The sequence below is a fragment of the Arcicella sp. BE140 genome (assembly GCF_031456255.1).
In the GTDB taxonomy this organism is placed as follows: domain Bacteria; phylum Bacteroidota; class Bacteroidia; order Cytophagales; family Spirosomataceae; genus Arcicella; species Arcicella aquatica.
The window spans coordinates 28,318-46,252 of sequence record NZ_JAVDUE010000006.1; the positions used below are offsets into that span (position 1 = coordinate 28,318).

The 17,935-nt window shown below is 36.6% G+C and carries 13 protein-coding genes; 10 read left to right on the forward strand and 3 right to left on the reverse strand.

Features of this window, described 5'->3' with window-relative positions; translation table 11 throughout:
* Window positions 1-10 precede the first annotated feature (10 nt).
* Together J2Y60_RS10780 and J2Y60_RS10785 are read left to right on the forward strand one after the other, a co-directional pair.
* On the forward strand, window positions 11-1,396 hold the full coding sequence (locus J2Y60_RS10780; RefSeq protein ID WP_309917998.1) for a Gfo/Idh/MocA family oxidoreductase: 1,386 nt from the start codon (window positions 11-13) through the stop codon (window positions 1,394-1,396).
* Window positions 1,397-1,446: 50 nt separating this feature from the next.
* On the forward strand, window positions 1,447-2,640 hold the full coding sequence (locus J2Y60_RS10785; protein ID WP_309917995.1) for a Gfo/Idh/MocA family oxidoreductase: 1,194 nt from the start codon (window positions 1,447-1,449) through the stop codon (window positions 2,638-2,640).
* Between the two features lie 6 nt (window positions 2,641-2,646).
* Here the strand turns inward: J2Y60_RS10785 and J2Y60_RS10790 are convergent, their stop codons facing one another.
* A complete protein-coding gene (locus J2Y60_RS10790) occupies window positions 2,647-3,528 on the reverse strand; it encodes an AraC family transcriptional regulator (RefSeq protein ID WP_309917992.1) in 882 nt (293 codons plus the stop codon).
* Window positions 3,529-3,654: 126 nt separating this feature from the next.
* Here J2Y60_RS10790 and J2Y60_RS10795 point away from each other — a divergent pair, with 126 nt between their 5' ends.
* From J2Y60_RS10795 to J2Y60_RS10805, 3 genes are read left to right on the forward strand one after another with little or no spacing between them, the layout of a single operon-like run.
* Entirely contained in the window at window positions 3,655-5,835 is a 2,181-nt protein-coding gene (locus J2Y60_RS10795; RefSeq protein WP_309917989.1) for an alpha-galactosidase, read from the forward strand.
* A 58-nt stretch (window positions 5,836-5,893) separates the two neighbouring features.
* Window positions 5,894-6,730, forward strand: coding sequence for a phytanoyl-CoA dioxygenase family protein (locus J2Y60_RS10800; RefSeq protein ID WP_309917986.1), 837 nt, complete (start codon window positions 5,894-5,896; stop codon window positions 6,728-6,730).
* 36 nt (window positions 6,731-6,766) lie between these two features.
* Window positions 6,767-7,576, forward strand: coding sequence for a TIM barrel protein (locus J2Y60_RS10805; RefSeq protein WP_309917983.1), 810 nt, complete (start codon window positions 6,767-6,769; stop codon window positions 7,574-7,576).
* Window positions 7,577-7,587: 11 nt separating this feature from the next.
* Here J2Y60_RS10805 and J2Y60_RS10810 read toward each other — a convergent pair whose 3' ends face one another.
* Window positions 7,588-7,755: a hypothetical protein gene (locus tag J2Y60_RS10810; protein WP_309994625.1), complete on the reverse strand. Its 168-nt coding sequence runs from the start codon at window positions 7,753-7,755 to the stop codon at window positions 7,588-7,590.
* A gap of 308 nt (window positions 7,756-8,063) precedes the next feature.
* On the opposite strand from J2Y60_RS10810, the gene J2Y60_RS10815 reads away from it, so the two are divergent.
* Window positions 8,064-8,222: a hypothetical protein gene (locus J2Y60_RS10815; RefSeq protein WP_309917980.1), complete on the forward strand. Its 159-nt coding sequence runs from the start codon at window positions 8,064-8,066 to the stop codon at window positions 8,220-8,222.
* A 147-nt stretch (window positions 8,223-8,369) separates the two neighbouring features.
* Here the strand turns inward: J2Y60_RS10815 and J2Y60_RS10820 are convergent, their stop codons facing one another.
* Window positions 8,370-9,122, reverse strand: a complete 753-nt coding sequence (locus tag J2Y60_RS10820; RefSeq protein WP_309917977.1) for an IclR family transcriptional regulator C-terminal domain-containing protein — start codon at window positions 9,120-9,122, stop codon at window positions 8,370-8,372.
* A 284-nt stretch (window positions 9,123-9,406) separates the two neighbouring features.
* On the opposite strand from J2Y60_RS10820, the gene J2Y60_RS10825 reads away from it, so the two are divergent.
* From J2Y60_RS10825 to J2Y60_RS10840, 4 genes are all read left to right on the forward strand, one after another.
* On the forward strand, window positions 9,407-12,466 hold the full coding sequence (locus J2Y60_RS10825) for a TonB-dependent receptor (RefSeq protein ID WP_309917974.1): 3,060 nt from the start codon (window positions 9,407-9,409) through the stop codon (window positions 12,464-12,466).
* A gap of 64 nt (window positions 12,467-12,530) precedes the next feature.
* Window positions 12,531-14,243 (forward strand): RagB/SusD family nutrient uptake outer membrane protein, encoded by a 1,713-nt coding sequence (locus J2Y60_RS10830; protein WP_309917971.1) that lies wholly within the window; start codon window positions 12,531-12,533, stop codon window positions 14,241-14,243.
* 124 nt (window positions 14,244-14,367) lie between these two features.
* Window positions 14,368-15,825, forward strand: a complete 1,458-nt coding sequence (locus J2Y60_RS10835) for a GH39 family glycosyl hydrolase (protein WP_309917969.1) — start codon at window positions 14,368-14,370, stop codon at window positions 15,823-15,825.
* A gap of 99 nt (window positions 15,826-15,924) precedes the next feature.
* Window positions 15,925-17,838 carry a heparinase II/III family protein gene (locus J2Y60_RS10840; RefSeq protein ID WP_309917965.1) on the forward strand — a complete coding sequence of 638 codons (1,914 nt, stop codon included), beginning with the start codon at window positions 15,925-15,927 and terminating at the stop codon, window positions 17,836-17,838.
* Window positions 17,839-17,935: the final 97 nt, after the last annotated feature.

Sequence of the window (17,935 nt, forward strand, 5' to 3'; positions counted from 1 at the left end):
AACAATAACAATGGAAAATTCAAGAAGAAAGTTTTTAAAAAATGTTGGTGGCTCAGTTGCAGCTCTTTCAATTGGTGCCAGTGCTAATGCCAACAACGAAATATTACACAAAACGTTGAATAACCATACAAAAGTAAGTGCCAACGATAAAATCAGAATTGGCTTAATAGGCTCGGGTATTATTGGTCATTACGACACCGATACCGCCCTTAAAGTTGATGGTGTTGAACTGGTAGCTGTTTGTGATTTATATACTGGCAGATTAGATAGAGCCAAAGAGAAATGGGGAAACGATATTTTTATTACAAAAGATTACCGAGAACTCTTAGCCAAGAAAGACATTGATGCAGTATTGATTTGCACACCCGATCACTGGCATCAAAAAATGGCAATAGATGCCATGAATGCAGGCAAACATGTGTATTGCGAAAAGCCGATGATTCAGAAAATAGAGGATGGGTATGCTATTATCGAAACTCAAAAGAAAACAGGCAAGGTTTTTCAGGTAGGTAGCCAACGAGCCAGTAGTGTTGCCGTTTTAGAAGCCAAAAAATACTTTGAAAAAGGGGTAATTGGTGAGCTTAGTTATGTAGAGGCTTATTGTGATAGAACAGATGCTAAAGGAGCTTGGCAATATTCTATCCCAACAGATGCCTCGCCAGAGACAATTGATTTTGATAGATTCCTAGGAAATGCCCCTAAAGTCCCTTTCAGTGCCGAACGTTTTTTTAGATGGCGAAACTACAAGGACTATGGTACGGGGTCGGCTGGAGATTTGGTTGTTCACTTACTTACAGGTTTGCATACCATCACTGGCTCGATAGGACCTAACAAGATATTCGCTTTGGGTGAAGTAAACTATTGGAAAGACGGACGCGATGCCTATGATTTAATCAATTCTTTTATGTCTTATCCTCAAACTAAAACACTACAATCTTTTCAGTTATACACACGTATCAATTTGGCAAGTGGCGAAGGTAAGGGTGGTTTCGGGCTTAAACTTATCGGTACTGAGGGGGCAATAGATATTGGTTGGAATGATTTTAAAATTAAAACCCTCAAAAGAAGCGTTGCTCCAGGATATGGTGGTTATGATTCTTTTGATAGCTTTTCTGCCCAACAAAAAGAAGACTACAAAAAATGGTATAACGATAAGTATGGCAATTCAAAAGGAGGATACGAAATGGGAAAAACGATTGAATTTACACCTCCTGCCAATTATGATGACAGACTAGACCACATGATAACATTTTTTAATGGTATACGTTCTAACACACCTATACTAGAAGATGCAACATTTGGGCTAAGAACAGCAGGACCGTCTATTGCCTGCAATATCAGTGCTGAAAAAAATAAAGCCTTGAATTGGGATGCAGAGAAGATGAAACTGTTTTAATAATTGTATAGAAATAAATTGATAAGTATCAGTAAATAACTATTTAGCCAATGAAAATTGCCATGTTGGGTTCGGGCTTTATTGCTCGTTTTTATGCCACTTCATTACATGCCCAAAGAAGAAAAGATTTTATTTATACCGTTTATTCTAGGAATATCGACAAAGCCAAACGATTTGCAGAAGATTATCATTTAGCCCATTTTACAGATGAGATGGATGAAGCTATCAATCATCCAGAAGTGGATGTAGTATTGATTTCGTTGCCCAATCATTTACACGAAATAGCCGTAAGTGCTTGTGCTAAAGCCAAAAAACACGTATTGTGTACCAAGCCTTTGGGTAGAACAGCCGCAGAAGCGGAACGTATGCTACGCTTGGTAGAAGAAGCTGGAATTTTTGCAGGCTATCTAGAGGATTTATGCTATACTCCAAAATTCCTAAAGTCAGTTGCTAGTGTACAGCAAGGCAGTATTGGCAGAGTACTCTGGACAAAATCTAGAGAGGCACATCCTGGCCCACATAGCGATTGGTTTTGGGACAAAGAAAAGTCTGGTGGTGGGGCAATTATCGACTTGGCTTGCCACTGTGTAGAAATCAGCAGGAATTTTATCGGTAAAGATATAAAGCCTATTGAAGTAATGTGCTGGGCAGATACCCAAGTACATCCTATAGAAGCCGAAGACCATGCTATTGGTTTAGTAAAATTTGAAAACGGAGCTATCGGACAGTTTGAAGTAAGCTGGACTTTTAGGGGGGGTATGGACCTGCGAGATGAAGTAGTGGGTACAGAAGGCTCTATTTGGCTTAATAGTTTTTTAAGAACTGGTTTTGAGGTATTTAGTACGGGAAAAGGTGCGAATTATGTAGCCGAAAAAGCTGAGGTTAATAACGGGTGGCTATTCCCTGTAGGCGACGAAGCCCATGAACTGGGTTATCCGAATATGTTTACCGATATGTTCGATGCTATTGAAAATAACCGCCTACCTCAAGAAACCTTTTATGACGGCTATGTGGTAAATGCCATTTTAGATGCCGCTTTCTTGTCTGCCAAAAGTAAACAATGGGAGAATGTAAACCTACCAATTTGGCGAGGTTTGACAGACCAAACAAAACCCTCTGTTTATAAAGAATATGATAATGACCACTGGCTGGTAAAAGAAGAAGTGCTACCAAATGGTGATAAAAAGGTTATTCTAAAGAAAAAAGCAACGGGTGAAATTATTGAAATAGCCACTGTAGCCTAGGCTTGTTCAGTTATTACTTTCGCCTTTGCGATATTGAACAGGCGAAACGCCCATTTGCTGTTTGAATAATCTTGAAAAATAAAATGGGTCGTCGATACCGATTTCAGAGGCAACTTCATTGATGCGTAAAGTACTGAAATGAAGCAATTGACAAGCTTTCTGAACGCGTAAATGATTAAAGTATTCGATTGGAGCATAGCCAGTATCTTCCTTGAATTTTCTGGAAAAGAAAGATATTGAAAGGTGGGCTGACTGGGCGATGTCATCAAGCGTTAGGGTGTTAGAAAGGTTCTCTTGCATAAACTTAATGGCTTTGTCGGTTGAACTCGCGGGTTGATTTTTATCATTTATTTTCTGAAAAAACTCTGGTGAAATAAAAGTAGATAGATAATAAGGCAAAGTGAGGTTAGCAAATAACAGATTTGTAGTACTGTAGCCCTTTAGTAACGTATTGGCTATTTGTTTGAACAGTTCATTTCGTTCATCCGAAAACCCTACTTGAACACTCTGGCTAACATTATTCATAATCGCTTTTGTTGCATCATTGGTGTTGTTCCCTTCTAAATGAAACCAATAAATAGTCCATGGATTTTGTGCGTCTGCACCATAAGAATGAGGTATATTTTTGGGGATAACGAATATTTCTCCAGCCGAAACACCAACTATATCATTTTGAATTTTAATCCAGCCTTTACCATGAGTGCAGTAAATTAAAATTGTTTCTGAAATACCTTGTGGACGCTGATAATAATGATGTAATGCTTTGGGGTAAAAGCCCATTCGAGTTATATAAAGGTATTGAATTAATGGCAAAGCTTTAATGGTATTAACTACCATTTTGGGTATTTCAATAATTAGTTCACCTTCAAAACCACTACTTTTTTGCATAGTTATATTCCTTTTTGATAAAAGTAAAATAATCCATGGAATTAGTAAAATCGTTTAGGTATTATTTCTTTGAATAGACGAATTTTGTATTAATAAAATACAAAATCAATTATCTCAAAATAGAAAATGAATAAGAAAAAAATCAATTTCAAAGAAAAAATAAGTATTCATCTTATTAAATATCAGGATATTGCAAAAAATTGTTTGTTATTTTTTGTAATAAACCTATTTACAATAAGTTTTGTGAAGGCTCAGTATTCTTTTGCAAAATGGACAGATAGTGAATTGATTTTAAACAACGGATTTGTCCAGAGAAATATAAAGCTACCAAGTGCATCAGGAAGCGTTGGTACAACCTCTTACAAACCTGTAGTAGGTATTTTTAAGTACTTTGAAAAGAATAATCCAGAATTTCAATTTGAGATTAACGATAAAATATATGCTGGAAAAGGTAATTGGACTTTGATTGGTATTCAAAAAATTACTGATACCAAACAAGGAGATGGTGCAGCTGTGACAATTCTGAGCGAAGACAAACAAGTAGAACTTACGCTCAAGTATTTACTATACCCTAATTTACCAGTGATTCGTAAAAGCTTGGTAATTAAAAATTTATCAGATAAAAGTGTATCATTAGAATCAGTAGATATTGAAAAATTTAATGTAACGGGCTACTATGCAACTACATTCAGTTGGATTTGCCACGACTATGGCAGAAGGCGTTCTATCGGTCCTTATGATGGGAATATGCAAGACGCCCTGCTAACAGTACACAATAGCGATTGGCAACAAGGTATAGTAATTGGCAACGAAGCCGCTGGAGTAATTAAACATACCTCAGTTTTTTGGCAAGAACCAACAATCTGTAGCGGATTAACACACAAGGATTCTCGTTTCCCTTTTAGAAAACATATCCAACAAGGGCAATCCTTTGAAACACCCCAAGTATTTACAATGGTTTATAATAACCATAAAGACCCAGACGAAATACTTAATACCGCTGTGCCAGATTTTGTACGTAGACATGTTGGAATTAGGCTATCAGAATTATCGCAAAAGCCCACTTTTATCTATAATACTTGGGTGCCTTTTCGTAAGGATATTAACGAAAAATTGGTCATGGAATTGGCGAAATCTGCTGCGGATGCTGGCATGAAGGAGTTTATTATTGACGATGGCTGGAATGATAATTATGGAGATTGGATGATTGACAAGAAGAAGTTTCCAAACGGCCTAAAACCTGTGTTCGACTATATCAAATCTTTAGGAATGAAGCCAGGCTTATGGGTAAGCGTAGGCAGTGCGTCGCCCGATAGTAAAGTTTATAAAGAACACCCAGAATGGTTTGTATTAGACCAAAATCTAAATCCTGCAAATTTGCATGAAGATGATTTAAAAATGAGAACGGCTTGTTTTAGTACGGATTGGTATAATTATATCAAAAACGTTTTGATGAAACTATCATTAGAATACGGACTTGAATACCTGAAACTCGATTTTACTGTTGTGACTAGTCCATACAGATTTGGCAAAGAAAATACTGGATGTTATGCTAAAAACCATCAGCACAAAGATCAGCATGAATCATTTTATATGAATTATGAAAACGTTTGGAGGCTTTTTGATGAATTGCACGCAGCAAAACCCAACTTATTTATTGATTGTACCTTAGAAACAATGGGAGGGTTGCAACTGATTGACTATGCCATGTTGAAACACGCTGAAGGTGATTGGCTATCTAATTTTTATGGCCCACCCGACGAAAATGTTGATTTAAAAGTAAGAAATATGGCATGGTGGCGTTCGCCTGCTATCCCAGCAACCGCATTGGTAATTGGGAATCCTGAAATGCAAGATGTAGGTTGGGAAATGCACATTAAGTCTCTGGCAGGTGCTTTGCCTATCATGTTAGGTGACCCAAGAAAACTATCGACACCCGATTTTAAAAAGTATAGGAGCTATGCAGACTGGTTACAGGCAATGGAAAACAAACACCAAATAATGAGTTTCAGACAAGATTTAGCGGGCTTCGGCGAACCTAAAGAAGGCTTATGGGACGGTTTTCAGCGAATTAATACCGATACAAAATCGGGTGGTATTATAGGTGTATTTAAACATGGAAGTTTAGAAACCGAAAGACTCGTAACCCTAAAATACCTCAACCCTGAAAGAAACTATATCATCAAAGAAGCCATTTCGGGTAAAAAAATCATTCAAGCAACAGGCAAGCAATTATCTGAAACGGGTTTTAAAGTAAAAATAAACGAGCAATACAATGGTCAGCTTTTTGAGATAACTGTTTTTTAAACATTAACCAATGAATTTCTAGCTTTTTTAGTATAACCAAATATTAATCAATAACAACATGGCAAGGCAATTATTAAATCCAGCTCAGATAGAACAATACAATCAAGACGGATACTTGATTCTTAAGGGTTTCTTTGACCAAGAAGAAGCTTCAAAATTATACCAAATAGCAATAGACGATAGTACCGTTAGCAAAAATGCCATCAATGTAAATGATAGTTCGGGCAAACGCAGTAAACTTTCGTTATGGTACAAGCCTGGGAATGATATTTACGGATTGCTGACTAGAAGCGAAAGCTTGGTTAATGCAGTTGATAAGTTGTTGGACGGCGATGCTTCTGTTTGCCATTTTCATTCAAAACTCATGCAAAAAGAACCACGTGTAGGCGGTGCTTGGGAGTGGCATCAAGACTATGGTTATTGGTATAAAAATGAGTTTTTATTGCCCGATCAAATGATGTCGGTAATGGTAGCCATTACCAATGCCAACCCAGAAAATGGTTGTTTGCAAGTAATTAAGGGGTCGCATAAAATGGGAAGAGTAGAGCATGGTTTTTCGGGCGAACAAGTTGGGGCATCGCAAAGATATGTCGATTTAGCCCTACAAACTATGGATTTAGTGTATGTAGAATTAGAGGCTGGCGATGTACTATTTTTTCATAGTAATTTATTACACCGTTCAGAAGCCAACCTATCTGATAAACCTCGTTGGTCGATGATTTCATGTTATAATCGTGCTTCTAATATTCCTTATAACGATTCTGCCTCTTCTAATTCAAGCATCACCCCAATTGATATTGTACCAGACGAAGCATTGCTAACGTGGGAAACTGCTGGACTAAGCGAAGAGGCTGCTGACTTTTTACTTAAAGAAGCAGATGTTGCTTTGAAGTAGAATTATTAATTTTATAAATACGCAACTTAGCAGATTATGAAACTTAAATTTTATGCCCCTCATTGGGGCAATACACTTCCTTTTCACACTTTTTGCCAGAATGTAAAATCTGCTGGCTACGATGGTGTAGAAATGCACCTACCTTTTGAAGAAGATGAAAAACAAGAAATCTTGAGCGTACTAAAAGATTTTGAACTTGAGTTTATCGGGCAATATTGGCAATCTCATGAAAAAAATATTGACGAACATGCACAAAACTACGAGAAGTACTTAAAAAACCTTATTGCAGCCAATCCGATTTTTATCAATTGCCAAACTGGGAAAGATTACTTTAGTTTTGAACAAAATAAGCAATTATTTGATTTGGCAAGGAGTATTAGTCAAGAAACGGGTGTACCTATTATTCATGAGACACATCGTGGAAAAAGTCTGTTTGCGGCTCATATTACCTATGAATACCTTACAAAAATCCCTGATTTACGCATTTGTTTAGATATTTCTCATTGGTGCAACGTCCACGAGTCATTATTGGATGATCAGCAAGAAGCTGTAACCCTAGCGATAGACCATGCCAATCACATTCATAGCAGAGTAGGCCACCCTGAAGGACCTCAAGTTAACGACCCAAGAGCCCCAGAATGGAAAGAAACCTTAGATACACATCTGGCTTGGTGGGATAAAGTAGTAGCAACCCATGAAAAAAAAGGAACTCAACCAACTGTTACTACCGAATTTGGCCCAGCTACTTATATGCCCGTACTGCCTTATACACAAATGCCTGTCGCTAACCAATGGGAAATAAATGTATATATGATGAATTTGTTGAAAGAGAGATATAACGCTTAATTGAGGATAATCTATTCGTTTCTATGCTTCTCAAACAATCGACTATATACCCATTTATCTAATTTCAGATTTTTGATAATGGGTTGATGATAAGGCATTTTTGATAGCTCATTAAACGTATTCCATAGTTTTTGAGAGCGTCTGTTAAGCGTAAAAACATTTCTGAATACCTGAATCACTACTTTTTCTAGGGCATGGTATTTCTTTTCAATTTTCTTTCCAGTGATAACAAATCATAACTCAAGTAATCAAAATTACCTAAACGATGATGAATCGATAAATTCAATATCCTAATTTCAGCATGCAATGATGTGCCGAGGTCTTCTTGAAAAGCAACTAGAATCTCGTTGACAAATTGCAGTGCTATGATATAATCTTTTATAAAATAGTAAAGCCTAGCCCAAGTGTTTGATGTTGCTCAAATAAATCTATCAACTCATAAAAAATAGCGATACTCCCTTTTGAATTGCCTACTGCCAAAAAGTACGTGGACAGGAAAGGAACTTGGTATGAAATTCAAAATAAATGGTTGCAAGATGTAGGGTGCCCAGATGGCGTTTTTGCCCCTTTTGATATTGATGCTACCATTAATTCTGCCTATGTAGTAGTAGGACTATTGTATGGAATGATTATTTTGGCTAGGTAATATAATGAGATTGTACGCAAAAGATTTCCAACATTTATTTGTGTATTTAGAAAAGTTAAAAATGTAAAATTATCTGAATAAGTCATTAAATAGCTTATTCAGATAATTTTCATACCGACACTACAATATATGAAGATATGATTATAATTACAGTGACGAAGTATCACTTAATTTTTTTGAAATAGTGACAGAAGCATTAAGTAAATTTTTAATAATTTCATTTTCTCTGGAAATGGGGCATCTATACTCTGGGAGAAATATACTAAGTCCAGCCACAACTTTATCATTCCTAAAAATAGGCACGGCAAATCCTTTTAAATGTTTATCCTTGAATGATGTCTTGGAAACCCCTTCTTCCTTAATCTTTGTTAAGGCATTGGTTAGGCCTTTCAAAGTAGTTGCTTCTTCCCAGATTAATTTATCAGGCAACCCATTTTGTTTTAAGAATCTATCTAAGTCTTTAGGTGAAAGGTAGGCAATCAATAAGCGTCCACTAGCGGTTTCATAAACGTTTCGTTCCGACCGAATCTGTACTTGAATATCATGATTAGAATTTACTACGTGCAAAATATATCGTTTAAAATTCTGTAATACACCTAATATACACGATTCGTTCAGGTTTTTCGTTAGCTCATCCATCACATCTTTAGCGGCATTTACTAAATCTTTTTCATACGAAACTTCATTGGTAAGACTATATGCCGAAAGCCCTAATTTGTAGCCCTTTTTCTTGCCGATATGTTCTAAATAGCCTTTAGATACCATCGTATTGATGATATTGGCTACTGTAGCTTGATTCAGATTGAGTTCCTCTGAAATCTCGGTGAGTGATATTGCCTGTCCATTCTTTCTAGCTACTAACTCCAGAATGTCGAATGCTTTGATAATTACTTGTACCATACTTTATTATTGTGAGAGTAAATATAATCTTTTTCTGAAAGAAACTAAAAGTTTATGTACAAATTTAGTTTTCACTGGAAAATTTAAAATATAACCATTTTAAGGCTAAAACATATGTGTTTATTCAAATATTAACTATGAATTGTACTATTATAATAATACAATCTTGTTTTTTTACTATTTATAAATATTTTTATTCAAATGTTTGCTTGCTATTTTTATGTTTAATAATATTGTATTGTGATAGTATTATTCAACAATGATAAAGTATAATCAAGTATCCAATGAAAACAATATTTACAAAACAATCTAAAAAGTATCTATCTTGGATTATTTTATGGATTTTGGTACTGCCTGCAACAGCCCAAACAATCTCGGGTACAGTATCTGATGAAAACGGACAAGCTCTGCCCGGTGTCAACATTATTCAAAAAGGAACATCTATCGGAGTTACAACCTCTGCAAATGGAGTTTATAGTATAAAAATTGCCAATCCAAATACGACGCTTATTTTTTCTTTTGTTGGGTATTTTTCTCAAGAGATTATTGTAGGTAACAAAAAAATAATTGACGTTTCATTACTTCCTCAAGCCAATGCCCTTGAAGAAATCGTCGTAGTTGGTTATGGAACACAAAAGAAGAAGGACTTAACAGGTTCAATTGCCTCGGCAGATCTTGTTGCCTTTAAGGAATCGCCGAATGTAAGTATTTTACAATCTTTGAAAGGCTCTTTGCCTGGTTTAACAATTAGTCAAACTAATCGTGCCGGCGATGAAGCATCAATCAATATAAGGGGTACTTCTACTTTAAACGGTAATACTTCTCCATTGATTATTGTTGATGGAATTATTTTCAATGGTCGTCTTTCTGATATTGCTCCTGCTGATGTAGCGAATGTAGATGTTCTAAAAGACCCAAGTAGTAAGGCCGTTTATGGCTCTCAGGCAGCCAATGGGGTAATTTTAATTACTACAAAATCGGGAAGAACTGCAACAAAACCCACTATTACTTACTCTGGCAGTTATGCTGTTTCATCTCCGACAGTGAATGCGAAGCTACTCCGAAGAGATGCCTTTTTAGAAAAAATAAAAGATATAAACTATCTAAAAGCATTCACCAAAGAATCAGGCTATACTGTACCAGATCCTACTTGGACATTTGCCAATTCTGAGCTTTTTCCTGTATCCTTGGCGGGCGTTAGTACTGATAATGACTTTGATTGGTATGGGGCATTAACACAAAATTCAATTATTACTAATCATGCACTCAGTATTTCAGGTGGTTCAGACAAGACAAACTATTTTATGTCTGGGGGATATACCAATGAAAAAGGGTTTATCAAAAATGATGATTATGGACGATATACCATACGTATTAACTTAGATACTGAAGTTGCTAAATGGCTAACATTAGGAGCGAATACGTCAGGCTCGTTTACTAATTTTTTTAAGGATGCTCCAGATATGAACTCAATTGTAGGTACAAATCCTTTGGTATTACCAAAAGATGATAATGGAAATTATAGGATTAACCCAATTGGTGATTTTAATGTAAACCCATTTTTAGCAACAGAAAACGACCGATATGAAGTTGAAAATAGATTTGTCGGGAATTTCTACGGAATTGTACGTATCCCTGCTTTGCCCGGATTTAGTTATCGGCTAAATTTTGGGAATAACTTGAAGTTTTTCAAAAACTACTCGGCAAGTATTTACGGAGCTGGGCAAACAGGCTCTGCTTCTAAAAATGATGCAACTCAGTACGACCAAACACTGGATAATATCTTTAATTACTCACATAATTTTGGTAAACATAATTTCAACATAACAGCCGTTTATGGATACAACAAATCGGACTTCAATCGTACAGTTACTTCTGGTACTGGTTTTTCAGATTTAAACTTATCCTACAATAGTTTACAGCAAGCAGAGATTCAAAAAATATCATCTGAAGCTTGGAAAGAATCATTATTGTACCAAATGGGAAGCATAGCCTATAATTATGGAGGTAAATATTTAATAAAAGCAACGATTAGACGTGACGGTTTTAGCGGTTTTTCACAAAACAATAAAACGGGTATTTTTCCTTCAGTTGGACTAGGTTGGGTAATTTCAGAAGAAAATTTCTTCAAGAAAATTCGAGTAATTGATTACCTAAAAATCAGAGGTAGTTATGGCGAAAACGGTAATAAAGTAAGTAGGTATAGTTCACTGGCACGTGTTTCGTCGGATGATGCTTCAAAATATGTTTTTGGTGATGGTGGACTTACTTCTATTGGTAGGTCTGTAGCTACACTGGCTAACGCCGATTTAAAATGGGAGAGAACACGTGGTATTAACATAGGACTAGACTATGCTATACTAAATAACCGTATCGACGGAAACATTGAGTATTATAATTCAAATACTTATGACCTCTTATGGCAAAAAACATTACCACAAACGTCTGGTTTTCAAAATGTATTCACCAATCTAGGTCAAATAAACAATTCTGGATTTGAATTTATGATTCATGGGACTCCATTAAAAACAAAAGATTTTAAATGGGATATAACCCTTAATTTTACCCGTAATCGTAATAAAGTAGTTAGCATTCTAGGGGAAGATAAAAATAACGATGGCATAGAAGATGACCTTGTAGCAAGTGGATTGTTTATTGGAAAACCAATTGGCACAATTTACGATTATGAAGTAAAAGGTATCTATCAACTAGCCGACGAGAAATTAGCAGGTTTTCAGGCAGGAACTTATAAGTTTAATGACCTGAATGGTGATGGAAAAATAACGGCAGCTGATGATAGAAAAATATTGGGCAATAAAGAAGCTGCTTATCAATTCGGTATTCAAAATACGTTTTCTTACAAGCAATTTTCACTGCGTGCTTTTATTAATTCGGTTCAAGGGGGTAGTAATAGCTATTTAAGTGCCAATTACCCTTATGGCTACAACGGTACGTCTGGCAACGCCACTAACTCAAACTGGTTTGATTTCACCGATTTCTGGTCACCACGTAACCCCAACGGCAAATATCCAAACCCATGGGTATCTTCACCAGCTGGAGGAAGACAGTATTTCCAAAGAAATTTTGTAAGACTACAAGACATCTCATTGTCGTATAGTCTTACCGATAAAGTCGCCAAGAAAATAGGTGCTACTAACGCAAAAATCTTTGTGAGTGGTAAAAACCTATTCACGTTCACTAAATGGGACGGTTGGGACCCTGAAACTAATACGACATTAACTCCTACAGATGGTAGCACTGTCAACACGGCCTTAGGCGTAACCTCTATTAATGCTTTCCCTGTCCTAAAATCATATTCTTTGGGTCTTGAAATTACTTTTTAAACCCTCTAATCTCACTCAGAAAGAGGAGACTTTAATTGAATAAATCAACTAAGACTTTAAAAAAATGAAAAATAATATATTTAAAATATTTCTTTTGGCAAGCGGTTTGTTGCTCAACACAGGTTGTAACGAAGAAGAGTTTTTGAAAGAAGTTCCCTTAGATTTTTATAGTCCACAAAACTCATTTATTAATGCTGGAAACTTTGAGGCCGCTCTTACCGATTTATATGCCAGAGTACGTGCCATTCAGAGTGTAGATGCTGGTGCAACTATTTATTCAGAAGTATTAGGTACAGACTTGGCTTTCAATGCACGTTTGGCAACAGATCGTTTGGGCAGCTACGCCGTTGGGTTAACCCCACAGGGCGATATTCCAAAGCAGCACTGGATTCGTTGGTACAAGATTATCTCGAATGCTAACACAATTATTTCACGGGCGGCAAAGTCAAATTTGACCGATGCCCAAAAGAAAACATTTAGTAGTGAAGCCAAATTGTTTAGGGCTTATGCTTATTTCAAATTGGTGCATTTATATGGGAACGTGCCTTTGATTATTGATGAAGTAAGCACTCCTAAAAGTGATTTTACAAGAACCCCAAAAGATGATGTGTTAAAGCAAGTTGTGGCAGATGCCACCGATGCAGCGACCAACTTACCAAATGTTGATGCTGTAAAAGACGGAAAACTGAACAAAGCAGTAGCCAATCATTTACTGGCAGAAACGTATATTGCCCTTAAAGATTACGACAAAGCCATTGCTACTGCTACCGAAGTGATTGAAAAATCGAATTTAAAATTGATGACCGAGCGTTTTGGTAGTTTGAAAAACCAACCAGGTGACGTATTCTATGATTTATTCAGAGTGGGGAATCAGAACCGAAAATCAGGCAATACAGAGTCTATTTGGGTGATTCAGTACGAGTTAGATATAATCGGAGGTGTATTAACCTCATCTGGAACGGGTATGAACAACTTAGAAAGGGTAGCTGCTCCTGCTACATTCTCAATGTCTGACCCTGATGGGAAACCTGCTTTAGTTGATGGTGCTTCGGCTTCCACTTTAAATTCTGGAGGTAGAGGGGTTGCTTTTGTTCAGCCTACTGATTACTGGACTTACGAAATTTGGGGGTTAGACCCAAAAAAAGATAACCGTAAACTGGATGCTTCGGTGACTGATATTAGAACATCGCCATTTAACATTCCAAGAGATTTTATTTATACTAACCCACTTTCAACAAGATTTTTTGGCAAAAGCTTAATTGACTTCCCAGCACCAAACTGGAATAATGCTACAAGTAGATGGCGTTGGTTTCCTTATCCATCTAAAATCACTACTCCGGGTCAACACCCAGCAGGTGTGGTTCAAGACCAAACTAAATTAACCTTGAAAACGTCGGCAGGTGCTACTTTCAGAGATATGTATATGATTCGCCTGCCCGAAACTATTTTGTTGAGAGCAGAAGCTCAGTTACTTAAAGGCAATACTTCCGCCGCCGCCGCCGATATCAATCTGGTGCGAAACAGGGCTAAAGCCAAACCTGTAACAGCCGACGAAGTAACGCTAGATTATATTTTGGATGAAAGAGCTAGAGAATTAATGTACGAAGAAGACCGCCGTATTACGCTTTCACGCATGGGGAAATTGGTAGAAAGAGTTAAAAAATATAACGCACTTAGCGGACCAACGATACAACCTTTCAATGCTTTATTCCCAATTCCATATTCAGAAATTGAGGCTAACAAAGATGCAAAACTTGAACAAAATCCAGGATATTAGGCATTAAAGATAATCTTAATTTCAAAGAAATAATGAATGACTCTGCTACAATCACTGTAGATAAAATTAAACAAGCAAAGTAAGGTAATAAGTATTAACGCGATATTAACACAACTCTGTAATGATGTTTAAAAATAATAAAATCCTACTTTTAGCTGTGCAATTACTCTTTACTACAAAAGGGTTCACACAGTTTATAGATACATCGAGCGATAGAGTAAAAACCCCTTTTTCGATTGCTTACAAGAAAATCGGAACGGTAAAACCGCGTTCAACTAAAGAAATTGTATCCTCAAGAATTACTGTAGGTTGCGAAACTTTGGATAGAGATTATACTGATTTTAATGCTTATAAGGCATATTTACCTGCATTGGGCATTAAAAAAATAAGATTGCAAGCTGGCTGGGCCAAAACCGAAAAAGTAAAAGGCATATATGATTGGCAATGGCTGGATGAAATTATTGATTTTGCCGTAGCCAACAATATAGAACCTTGGTTAGAGACATCTTATGGAAACCCCATCTACGAAGGTGGCGGAGCAAAGGGTTTATTGAATAGTATCATGACCTCGCCAGAAGGATACGCAGCTTATGACCGTTGGGTAGAGGCGATGGTTGTTCGCTACAAAGGCAAAGTAAAAGAATGGGAAGTATGGAACGAGCCAGATCACCCAATGCAAAATAATAGTCCAGAAACAGTAGCAGCCTTAAATATACGCACAGCAGAAATTATCAAAAGAATTCAGCCTGAGGCTAAAATTGCAGGTTTGGCTTTTGCATCGCATACCAATACTGAATATTTAGATCGCTTTTTAAAGCCAATTGCTGAACAAGGAAAACTAGATTTGTTTCATTGGATTTCATATCATAGCTACGCTTTTCGTCCAGAAGATTCTTACAAAGGAGTGATGGCTTTGAAAAAAGTAATTGATAAGTATTCTAAAACCCTTTTACTGAGACAGGGCGAAAACGGAGCTCCGTCAAATTATATTCCGAGCTATGCTCTTGATAAGTATTATTGGACAGAATACTCTCAGGCAAAATACGATATGCGTCGCCTATTAGGCGATTTAGGTAGGGACATCGAAACCTCTGTTTTTACTATTATAGATATTAGGTACGAAGGAAAAGAACCAGTTTTGAATATGAAAGGCATCATTCAATCAGACTTAACCAAAGCCGCTATTCGCCCAAAAGTAGCGTATTATGCCTTACAAAATTTAGCTTCAATTTTTGATAATTCATTAGAACTGAACCCAAATGTTAAATTCAGTACTGATGCCAAAGAATCTATTTCGGTCTTTGGTTATCAAAACTTAACCACTAAAAAACAAGTAATTACTCTTTGGTTGGATGCTCAAACACCCACCAACGATTTTTTAACAAAACCAATCGATTTAACCATTGAAGCAGGCAATTTCGTAAAACCAGTTTTGGTAGATTTAATGACAGGGCATATTTATGAAATACCAAAATCAGCTTGGAGCAGAACAGGAAACCGCTATAGTTTCAAGCAAATTCCAGTGTACGACTCGCCTGTGTTAATTATAGAAAAAGAGCTTTTAAGTATACAAAATAGATAATTAGTAAACTCTAAAATCATATTTATAATAAAGTTGGGATAAGCATGGGATAAATGATGGGAGATGTCATTTCTAACTATAAAGTCATTCAAACAAAAAATGAATAAAAAACCCTTTTATATTTCTTTAATCTTGATACTGATTTTATACGTTTTAGAAGTACAAGCTCAGGTTGTATCTATTAAAACGGCTAGCTTTCTTACGGACGAAGACTGGAAAAAATTGCCAGAGCATCCCAGGTTATTTGCAAACGATGTTAGAATAGCATCATTAAAACAACAGAAAGATGATGTAACTAATCAACTTTTAGCATTACTTAAAACAGATGCAGATAAAAAGCTAGTTGCCGAAAAAATCGTTTATCCAAACGCCATTAATACTTTTGGTACAGGTAGAAATGTACAAGGCAGAATACTTTCGTTGGCATTGAGTTACAGAATTTTTGGTGATAAGCAGTACCTAGAAAAAGCTAAAGCAGAAGTACTTCAATTAGCGGCATTAACAAACTGGGGTACAGGGCATTTTTTGGATGTAGGAGAAGCCTGTTTGGCGGCAGGTGTTGCATTTGACTGGCTTCATGATGAGTTTACGGCTTCTGAAAAAGAATTAATTATAAATGCCATTATCAATAAGGCTCTTTTGCCCTCATTAGAAGTAAAAGAGGCAGAAAATAACAAAAGTTGGGTTAATGGTAATTTCAATTGGAACCCAGTTTGTCATGCAGGATTGACGATTGCGGCACTTTCAATCGCTGAATATGAACCAAAATTAGCACGGCAGATTGTAGAACGAGGCTTAAAAAATATTCCTTATGCTGGTGTAGAATACGCACCAGACGGTTCATATCCAGAAGGGCCAAGTTATTGGTCCTACGGAACTAGTTTTTATGTGTTTGAAATAGAAGCGTTGCGGTCAGTATTCGGTAAAGCTTTTGGCATAGACAAAATGGAAGGCTTTTTGAAAACTGCCGACTACAACAATCAGATGGTTGGTCCTACAGGTGAAGATTTTAACTATTCAGACTATCACATCGAAAACCTTAACGAACCCATTATGCTATGGTTTGGGCGAGAACTAAACCGATATGATTTAGTAAAAGATGAACTGAAGGATTTGAGTAATCTATACCAAACCACAGTGAAGGGTATTGATATAGCGAGAGGCAAAAAAGTAATACCAAACAGGCATTTTCCACTTGAGATACTCTGGTGGAAACCAAGCCTTAAACAAAAAATAAATACGAAAGCCCCTGTGCATTGGACAGCCAAAGGCGGGCTTCCAATGGCTGTAATTCGTTCGGGATGGGACGACGCCAATGCCAGCTTTATAGCCATAAAGGGCGGAACACCTAATAATTCTCATGGACACATGGATGTTGGCAGTTTTGTACTTGAAGCTGATGGAGTACGTTGGGCATTGGATTTGGGTACAGAAAATTATGATAAAATGCGTGCTGCAAAGTTGGACTTATGGGATTATTCGCAAAACAGTAATCGTTGGACAACCTTCCGTTGCGGGCCAGAAGGGCATAATATATTGCGGTTTAATAATGCTCGTCAAGATATTTCTGGTTTTGGTGTACTAAAACCAACGAAACAAGGGATGAACACAAATGAACTAGATCTTAGTACGCTTTATGCCTCTCAAGTAGAAAAAGTAATCCGTAAAATTGAATTACGTTCAGATAAATCAATGGTGATAGAGGATACTTGGAAAACAAGGGCAAATAGTGTTGAGGCCAGCTTTCAATGGCTTACAAAAGCAAAGGTAACACTTACTTCTTATGGAGTTTTGCTTGAACAGGATGGTAAATCATTAAAACTGAAAGTGGAAAATAAGGGTGATAAAATGATATTACCCGAAATTATCATAGAAGATGTTTCAAAACCACAAAATATACAAGATTCACCAAACCCTAATTTGACTAGAATTTTGATAAAAGTTGTAACCAATGCTCATTCAATCGGTAACATTCAGATTAGAACTTATCCGAGTGCTGTGAAATTTCAGTAAAAGGACGGTGAAGCTAAAATCAATCAGACAGAATAATTCTCCCCTTTTTATAAGAGTATGAAAGACCAATACAAGGAATAAAAATAACCATCAGAGT

Bases quoted from the DNA above. Each gene is read 5' to 3' on its own strand.
- J2Y60_RS10800 (WP_309917986.1), top strand. From the start codon at position 5,894: ATGGCAAGGCAATTATTAAATCCAGCTCAGATAGAACAATACAATCAA.
- J2Y60_RS10795 (WP_309917989.1), top strand. From the start codon at position 3,655: ATGAATAAGAAAAAAATCAATTTCAAAGAAAAAATAAGTATTCATCTT.
- J2Y60_RS10780 (WP_309917998.1), top strand. From the start codon at position 11: ATGGAAAATTCAAGAAGAAAGTTTTTAAAAAATGTTGGTGGCTCAGTT.
- J2Y60_RS10785 (WP_309917995.1), top strand. From the start codon at position 1,447: ATGAAAATTGCCATGTTGGGTTCGGGCTTTATTGCTCGTTTTTATGCC.
- J2Y60_RS10825 (WP_309917974.1), top strand. From the start codon at position 9,407: ATGAAAACAATATTTACAAAACAATCTAAAAAGTATCTATCTTGGATT.
- J2Y60_RS10830 (WP_309917971.1), top strand. From the start codon at position 12,531: ATGAAAAATAATATATTTAAAATATTTCTTTTGGCAAGCGGTTTGTTG.
- J2Y60_RS10840 (WP_309917965.1), top strand. From the start codon at position 15,925: ATGAATAAAAAACCCTTTTATATTTCTTTAATCTTGATACTGATTTTA.
- J2Y60_RS10835 (WP_309917969.1), top strand. From the start codon at position 14,368: ATGTTTAAAAATAATAAAATCCTACTTTTAGCTGTGCAATTACTCTTT.
- J2Y60_RS10790 (WP_309917992.1), bottom strand. From the start codon at position 3,528: ATGCAAAAAAGTAGTGGTTTTGAAGGTGAACTAATTATTGAAATACCC.
- J2Y60_RS10820 (WP_309917977.1), bottom strand. From the start codon at position 9,122: ATGGTACAAGTAATTATCAAAGCATTCGACATTCTGGAGTTAGTAGCT.
- J2Y60_RS10805 (WP_309917983.1), top strand. From the start codon at position 6,767: ATGAAACTTAAATTTTATGCCCCTCATTGGGGCAATACACTTCCTTTT.